Origin of the sequence: Pantoea sp. UBA5923, from assembly GCF_002431095.1 — a bacterium.
Lineage (GTDB): Bacteria > Pseudomonadota > Gammaproteobacteria > Enterobacterales > Enterobacteriaceae > Pantoea > Pantoea piersonii.
Genome location: NZ_DJDN01000053.1, coordinates 25,746 through 33,084 on the forward strand (window position 1 = coordinate 25,746; position 7,339 = coordinate 33,084).

8 protein-coding genes are annotated in these 7,339 nt (G+C 54.9%); 3 read left to right on the forward strand and 5 right to left on the reverse strand.

Features of this window, described 5'->3' with window-relative positions:
- The first annotated feature begins 111 nt into the window (after nt 1-111).
- A complete protein-coding gene (gene rmf, locus B3797_RS12965; protein ID WP_120451870.1) occupies nt 112-279 on the forward strand; it encodes a ribosome modulation factor in 168 nt (55 codons plus the stop codon).
- 57 nt (nt 280-336) lie between these two features.
- Here the strand turns inward: rmf and fabA are convergent, their stop codons facing one another.
- Together fabA and B3797_RS12975 are read right to left on the reverse strand one after the other, a co-directional pair.
- Nucleotides 337-855, reverse strand: coding sequence for a bifunctional 3-hydroxydecanoyl-ACP dehydratase/trans-2-decenoyl-ACP isomerase (gene fabA, locus B3797_RS12970; RefSeq protein WP_126688655.1), 519 nt, complete (start codon nt 853-855; stop codon nt 337-339).
- 67 nt (nt 856-922) lie between these two features.
- A complete protein-coding gene (locus tag B3797_RS12975; protein ID WP_311791305.1) occupies nt 923-2,680 on the reverse strand; it encodes a Lon protease family protein in 1,758 nt (585 codons plus the stop codon).
- A 162-nt stretch (nt 2,681-2,842) separates the two neighbouring features.
- Here B3797_RS12975 and matP point away from each other — a divergent pair, with 162 nt between their 5' ends.
- Nucleotides 2,843-3,310: a macrodomain Ter protein MatP gene (gene matP, locus B3797_RS12980; RefSeq protein ID WP_148104572.1), complete on the forward strand. Its 468-nt coding sequence runs from the start codon at nt 2,843-2,845 to the stop codon at nt 3,308-3,310.
- 71 nt (nt 3,311-3,381) lie between these two features.
- Here the strand turns inward: matP and ompA are convergent, their stop codons facing one another.
- Together ompA and sulA are read right to left on the reverse strand one after the other, a co-directional pair.
- Entirely contained in the window at nt 3,382-4,449 is a 1,068-nt protein-coding gene (gene ompA, locus B3797_RS12985; protein ID WP_311791294.1) for a porin OmpA, read from the reverse strand.
- Nucleotides 4,450-4,801: 352 nt separating this feature from the next.
- Entirely contained in the window at nt 4,802-5,293 is a 492-nt protein-coding gene (gene sulA, locus B3797_RS12990) for an SOS-induced cell division inhibitor SulA (RefSeq protein ID WP_311781820.1), read from the reverse strand.
- Nucleotides 5,294-5,505: 212 nt separating this feature from the next.
- On the opposite strand from sulA, the gene B3797_RS12995 reads away from it, so the two are divergent.
- Nucleotides 5,506-6,117 carry a TfoX/Sxy family DNA transformation protein gene (locus tag B3797_RS12995; protein ID WP_311781819.1) on the forward strand — a complete coding sequence of 204 codons (612 nt, stop codon included), beginning with the start codon at nt 5,506-5,508 and terminating at the stop codon, nt 6,115-6,117.
- Here B3797_RS12995 and yccS read toward each other — a convergent pair.
- A partial coding sequence (yccS, locus tag B3797_RS13000) for a YccS family putative transporter (protein ID WP_311791295.1) occupies nt 6,114-7,339 on the reverse strand: 1,226 nt, incomplete at its 5' end. The two genes, B3797_RS12995 and yccS, sit on opposite strands and share 4 nt — an antisense overlap.

Genomic DNA, 7,339 nt, shown 5'->3' on the forward strand with positions numbered 1-7,339 from the left:
GCATTGACCTTTCCGGGCGGGACGGGTAGAACTTAACTGTGGCTGAGCATTATTTCGCCACTCTTTTTCTTTCCACCAGATTCCACAGACCTGATATGAGGGATACGGAGTATGAAGAGACAGAAACGAGACCGCCTTGAACGCGCTCACTCACGTGGCTACCAGGCCGGTATTACAGGACGCTCGAAAGAGATGTGTCCGTATCAGATGATTGAGGCTAAGTCTCACTGGTTGGGAGGTTGGCGACAAGCCATGGAGGACAGGGCGGTTACGGTGTAATCGTTCGTCACGAAAGGGAAGAAACCTCCGCACTGGCGGAGGTTTTCATTTGCGCTATCAGAAAGCGTTGGTGTCTTTAAACAGACCGACTTTCAGATCGCTGGCAGAATAAATCAGATTACCATCAACGAAGACTTCGCCATCGGCGACGCCCATCACCAGTTTGCGGTTAATGACACGCTTGAAGTGAATGCGGTAGGTAACTTTTTTTGCCGTCGGCAGTACCTGGCCCGTGAATTTCACTTCGCCAACGCCCAGCGCGCGGCCTTTGCCTTCGCCGCCAAGCCAGCCCAGATAGAAACCTACCAGCTGCCACATCGCGTCCAGACCAAGACAGCCTGGCATCACCGGGTCGCCAATAAAGTGACAGGCGAAAAACCACAGATCCGGATTGATATCCAGCTCGGCTTCAACGAAACCTTTATCGTATTTACCGCCATCTTCGGTCATCTTGACCACGCGGTCCATCATCAACATGTTGCCTGACGGAAGCGGCGGACCGTTCTCGCCAAACAGTTCACCGCGACCTGACGCAATCAGGTCCTCTTTGCTATAGGATTCGCGTTTATCAACCATGTTTTCAATAAGCCTTGTTTTAGTGAAGCACGAAGTTTAGCGAACAGCTGTACGCCGGGCAATTTAATCAGTTCTGGTTAAACCAGTTTAGCCAGCGAAGAGGCCAGGGTCGATGGCTCGCTTCCTGCTGATTAAGTTGAGTAATACGATCCTGGATCCTGCGCAGCAGCGTGTCGCCGTTCTCATCTTCGCTGCGCCAGATAACGCCGGTCAGCAGCGGCAACGCTTCATCAGCACGATCAATCGCCCAGATATGGAAACGACCCTGTTCAACGGCGTCGACCACCTCCTGGCTCAGGCAAAGATGGCGCACGTTGCACGCCGGAATAATCACGCCCTGCTGACCGGTGAGCTCACGTTCGTTGCAAATCGTAAAGAAGCCTTCAATCTTTTCATTCAGGCCGCCTACCGGCTGGACGTTGCCGAACTGATCGACAGAGCCTGTTACCGCAATCTGCTGATTAATCGGTTGATTCGCCAGCGCGCTGATCAGGGCGCACAGTTCGGCCAGAGAGGCGCTGTCTCCGTCAACTTCCGAGTAGGACTGCTCAAACACCAGCGATGCAGAGAAGGGCAGCTGTTGATCCAGCTCCAGCTCGGCGATCAGATACGCCTGCATGATCATCATGCCTTTGGCGTGGATGTTGCCGCCCAGCTCAGCTTTGCGCTCGACATCGGTAAATTCACCGTCGCCTGGATGAACCACACAGGTAATGCGTGAAGGTTCGCCCCAGGGACGCGGATGCCCCGGAAACTCTACGACGGAAAGACCGTTGATTTGACCGACCATTTCGCCTTCGGTTTCAATCAGGATCTGTTTTAGCAGGATTTCATCACGCATGCGTTCGGCGAGGAAGGCTTCGCGCCAGCTGCGCGTCTCAAGAGCGCCGACTAACGCCGCTTCGCTCAGCTCGTTCTCCTGCATAAAGGCTTCGCGCATCTGACGCAGCATCCAGCGCGGACAGAGCGGCAGCACTTCCTGATCGCCAGTGTAACGCACCGCCTCGCGGATCAGCGGCGGCCAGAAATCAGTTTGCGGCGCAGGAAGCCCCGCCTGCAGCGCAACATCCTGCGCCCAGCGGCACCAGGCAAGCATGTCGTCTTCATCGACGACCTGCAGATTCTCTTCGAATTCAGTATAGGTCGCCAGCTCGTGCAGTTCCGGATCGCTTTCCTGAAAGGCGGCCAGCGCATCACGATCGCCGCACAGCACCAGCTTCAGGCTTAGCGGAAGCGGGGGAATAGAAACCGGCAGGGGATGACGCTCATTCGCAGACTGCCACTCCAGACGCCCCAGCTGAATGGCGCGCTTCAGCCGCAGCCAGAGCAACGGCTGCGCCTGCAGAGTACGCAGCGACAGCACCAGCGTACCGCCGTTAGCGCGATGGATCAGGCCCGGTTCAAGCTGAAGACGATCGCGGCGCAGACGCACGCAGCCAAAAAGCTGCTCGTTCTCAATCCACTCGGCAAAGTGCACCTGACCCGTACCGGTAAAAGGATGCGAGGCATCGCCGGGAGGCTGCAGGGTCACGTTATCCGCAATGATATGATAATGTCCGCCGAACAGCTCAGCGGGTTCGTCGGCGATACGCTCTATCTGGCGCGCAATCAGTTCCAGGTAATCCGCATTCTCCTGACTGCACACCAGCAGAAGGGGAAAGCCTTCGGTCTGTTGATCGAGATACGCCAGCGCATTCAGCAAACGCGGCTGTACCGCCGCCAGGCTATCGGTCTCTTCTTCGGTAATACGGGAGAAAACGGACGCGTATCCGGTAATATTCGGCTGCAGGTCTTGCCAGGAAAGTTGAGAGCTGGTCAAAATAATCGCATTTGGTTAATTAAAGAAAAGCGGGATTATACAGGAAACCCCTTTGTTAAGCACTGCATGGTTCGGATTAACCCTGAGACAAACAACGCCTTTTTCCTTACTGCATCCAGGAAAAAAACTGTTATTCTTAGTTTGTTACGCGGTCACGATGAGATTCCGATGAAATACCAACAACTCGAAAATCTTGAAAGTGGATGGAAATGGAAATACCTGGTGAAAAAACACCGGGAAGGTGAACTGATCACGCGTCACCTTGAACTCAGCGCTGCGCAGGCGGCCGTTGAGGAGCTGCTCTCAATGGAAAATCGTCCGGTCGATGTGGCTGAATGGATCGCGCAACATATTCACCCGGACCTGGATAATCGTCTTAAACAGACGATTCGCGCGCGTCGCAAACGACACTTTAATGCGGAACATCAGCATACGCGTAAAAAGTCGATCGATCTGGAGTACCTGGTGTGGCAACGTCTGGCGGGGCTGGCACAGCGTCGCGGCTGTACGCTGTCGGAAACCATCGTTCAGCTGATTGAAGATGCGGAACGTAAAGAGAAATACGCCACGCAGATGTCGAGCCTGAAACAGGACCTGCAGGCCATTCTCGGTAAATCAGAAACGGGCAGCGAATAACGCGGCGCGTAAAACGTTAATCAGCAGACATAAAAAAACCCCGCTTTGCGGGGTTTTTCTTACGGAGTAACTTAAGCCTGTGGCTGAGTTACAACGTCTTTGATACCTTTCACGTCGATTTCTACGCGACGGTCCGGACCCAGGCAGTCGATCAGAGCCTTACGGCCTTTCACGCTGTCACAGGTGTTGCCGGTAACTGGGTTAGATTCGCCCATGCCACGTGCAGAGATCTTGTTAGACGGGATACCTTTAGATACCAGGTAGTCAACCACAGACTGAGCGCGTTTCTCAGACAGTTTCTGGTTGTACTGGTCAGAGCCGATGCGGTCAGTGAAGCCCAGAACGACAACAGAACCGTCTTTCGGATCCATTGAGCTCAGCTGGCTGTACAGCTGATCCAGAGCCTGCTGGCCTTCCGGCTTCAGGGTAGCTTTGTTAAAGGTGAACAGCACGTCAGACTTCAGGGTGAAACGCTTGGTTTCAACAACTGGAGCCGGAGCCGGTGCCGGAGCTGCAACCGGTGCAACTTCATCCTGACCGAAGCGGTATGAAACGCCTACGCTCAGCATGCCATTGTCAGGACGTGCGCCAACAGTCTGCGCATCACCGATGTTGTTAACCCACTGGTAGTCCAGACGAGTTGCCCAGTTCTGAGTCAGAGCGTATTCAACACCCACTGCTGCCAGCGGAGAAACACCGGTGTCGTGGTCGCTGATGCGGCCGTAAACAGCGTTGTTCTGAGTTGCGTCAGCACGCCATACCATACCACCCAGACGGGTGTAGACATCCAGATCGTCAGTGATCGGATAGCTCAGTTTAGCAGCCAGCTGAATGCCCTGTGCTTTGAATGCGCCGTTGTTTACGGTGCCTTTGTTCGGCATACGGCCAAGCCAGTCGTAACCCAGCTCGAAGCCCAGGTACGGGTTAGCCTGGTAACCCAGGAATGCACCAGCGCCAAGCTGAGATTCGTGAGTCGGGCCATTGTTGTTGCCATAACCGTTACCGTAGTAACCAGTATCATGATACTGAGACCAGCCCAGTTTAGCACCGGTATACCAGGTGTCATCTTTCGGAGCGGCCTGCGCTACGGTAGCGAAGCCAGCCAGTGCCACTGCAATTGCGATAGCTGTCTTTTTCATTTTGCGCCTCGTTATCATCCAAATAGGCAATGAGCAAAAAGGGATGCTCTTGGTTGTAATCCTTCGCCGGGTTAATACGCTCGCTTATGACTCTACCGATAAAAAACGGAGATTATTGAGCACCCTGGCGAGGTAAAGTCTACAACGAGATTGGAAAGTTACAAGTATGATGTGAGGGGATGCTGCAAAAAAACAGGGCTTTATACACATATTCTAACATTTGACCCGGCCTTAATGTCGGCCGGTTTTCGAGCAAAATGCAGCTAAACCATTGTCAAAGCTGGAAGGAAAAGAATCAGTGGCTTAGCTGAAACAAAAATGGCAAAAGGCGCGAGAAAAATCCTAATTTTACTCAATGAAACAAATCCGACTGAATTTTTAGGCCTTTATTTGGTCGCAGGGGGGCTGTTGAGCTCCCGTTTGGGCGCATAATCAATCCCAGCGCTTTTCCTTCCGCTGCCGCCTGCTCTAATTCGCGTCGCTCTTCCTCATCAAGATCGTAAGGGATCCACGCGAGCACAACGCTGTAATTCCCTGTACGCAAAGCTTTAATCATCGCTTCTACGGAAGTGCACCGCTCTGAGTCCGCAACGTGCATGCTTTTTTCCAGTGGCAGACCCGACTGCTGCAGCCAGGCGCGATTAAGCTTATGCGCGGGCGTCAGCCACAGCTGCCAGCGAGACTCCTGGCTGAGCTGTTGCAGTAACGGCAGCAGCAACATTTGCATCATGCCGGGCTGTTCGCTGTAGCGCAGTTCCGTGATCCAGCCGCTGTGCTGCGACGGCTTAGAAGAGGAGACATGTCGATGGGCAAAGCCTGCATTATTAAAGTGTTGGGTGCGCATAAGTTAACCACTCAGCATTTGACTGTATGGATATACAGTAATGACTTCCTGGATAAAGATCAACCTCAAATTTGGAAAACGGCTCGCAAAAACAGGAGAAGGTGAGGCGGGAACGCAATAATTAATTGAACCCTTAACGGATTTTTTCTATATCTCTAACGGCCTGATTGGCATGACTTTTTAGCCGTATTTTTGCACAAGGAGAGCGTGCTATGAAAAAACAGCACCCTATCGTAGAACGGTCACGTAACCGTCTGGCCGCGTTAGGCCACATCGAATCTCGTACTCAGTTTGGCGGCTATGCGCTGGCGGTAGAAAAAGTGGTTTTCGCGCTGGTAAATGATGACGCGCTCTATCTGCGCGCCAGCGAAGCATTACGGGAATATGCAGCGCGGGAACCTATGCAGCCGCTGATATTTCGCAAGCGAGGAACCGCTGTCAGCCTCAACTACTACCGCGTCGACGACGTGCTGTGGAGCGATCCTCATCAGTTGCTGACGCTGTCCGCCGCCTCACTGCGTACCGCTCAGGAAGAATCTCTGGCCAGGCAGGTGCCGCTGCGCCTGAAGGATTTGCCGAACCTGAGCCTGCGCATAGAGCTTCTGCTGCATGAGGCCGGCGTCAAAACCGTACGGCACCTGATCGACCTGGGTTCGAAACAGTGCTGGCTCAGGCTCCGGGCGATAAACCGGCATATTGGATTTAAAACCTTGCTGGCCCTTGAGGGCGCAATAAAAGGACGGCATGAAGCTGCCCTGCCGCAGGCCGTCAGGGCGGAGCTAAATGAATGGTATCAGCAGGCGCTAAAGGGAGATCATTCTTAAGAGGACGCCAGCGTGCGGCGCAGGCGGGCGATCTCCGGCAGCAAGGCCACCAGCAATCCTAACTGCTGCAACACCAGCGGCGCGCGCGTCTCCTGATTGGCCGCCATATCGCTGATACGCTGCGTCAGGGCGCTCTGCATACTTTCCGCCTCGGCATCGCTCACCACATCGGTTTGCAGCACATCTTCCACATAGCAAACCGTGTCGTCGAGCAGCGTAAGCAGCGCACCGTCGGTAAGCTTATCGCGGTGCGCGCCCAGCGCGGAGATATAGCTGAGGAAAGAGTGGTTAAGGCAGAGCAGCTGGAAAGCGGACTCTTTATGTTTCTGGTGCGTACGCGACTCGCCGCTCATATTTGAGACCACGGAGGCCAGCTCCGCATCGGCGTTATGGGCATCGCGTCGCGCAATACGATAGGCCAGGCGGTTATCTTTGCCCTGGTGATACTGCTCCATAATCGCATCCAGATAGCGGCAGTTAGCGTTCAGGGTCCGCTCCGCCACCGCGGGCAGCTGCCGGAAGCGCCAGTCGGGCCAGATAAAGGCCACCGCCAGCCAGGCGAGCGCGCACCCCAGCAGCGTATCGACAATGCGCGGCAGCGCGACCTCAAAGCCTTCTCCCAGCAAATTGAAGCAGAGCAGCACCAGCAGGGTGATAAACAGCGTCGCCTGCGCATACTGCACCTGACGAAAAGCGAAAAACAGCACGCCGCTGACGACAATCAGCACCAGCTGACCTTCGGTTGAGGGCACCAGCCAGAGCACCGGCAGACCGATAGCAATACCTGCCAGGGTACCGCCGATACGCAATGCCAGCCTGCGCCGCGTGGCGTTATAGTTGGGCTGACAAACAAACAGACTGGTGAGCAGGATCCAGTAGCCGCGGTGAAGCCCGGTGAGCTGGATAAAACCGTAACCGATACAGAGCACGACGGTCATGCGCACCGCATGACGGAACAGCGCGGAGGCGGGCGTCATATGGCGGCTCAGCCGCAGGCGAATATCGCTCCAGCCGCTCAGCCCCTCACGCGACAGGCGGTTATCGCGCGGCAGGGTCTCGCTGGTCAGAGACTGTTCTGACTCTATCGACCCCAGCTGCGCGTCAATTGCGCGCAGATTGCGCAACAGCCAGAACAGCGGGCGCAGATGCGGCGCGTCAGGCTCGTTTTGCTGCAGACGCTCCAGCGCGGTCTGCAACCGATCGAACGCCCGCTCGAAGTGAG

Excerpts from the sequence above, each read along its gene's own strand:
- matP (WP_148104572.1), top strand. The coding sequence starts at position 2,843 with ATGAAATACCAACAACTCGAAAATCTTGAAAGTGGATGGAAATGGAAA.
- sulA (WP_311781820.1), bottom strand. The coding sequence starts at position 5,293 with ATGCGCACCCAACACTTTAATAATGCAGGCTTTGCCCATCGACATGTC.
- B3797_RS12995 (WP_311781819.1), top strand. The coding sequence starts at position 5,506 with ATGAAAAAACAGCACCCTATCGTAGAACGGTCACGTAACCGTCTGGCC.
- rmf (WP_120451870.1), top strand. The coding sequence starts at position 112 with ATGAAGAGACAGAAACGAGACCGCCTTGAACGCGCTCACTCACGTGGC.
- fabA (WP_126688655.1), bottom strand. The coding sequence starts at position 855 with ATGGTTGATAAACGCGAATCCTATAGCAAAGAGGACCTGATTGCGTCA.
- ompA (WP_311791294.1), bottom strand. The coding sequence starts at position 4,449 with ATGAAAAAGACAGCTATCGCAATTGCAGTGGCACTGGCTGGCTTCGCT.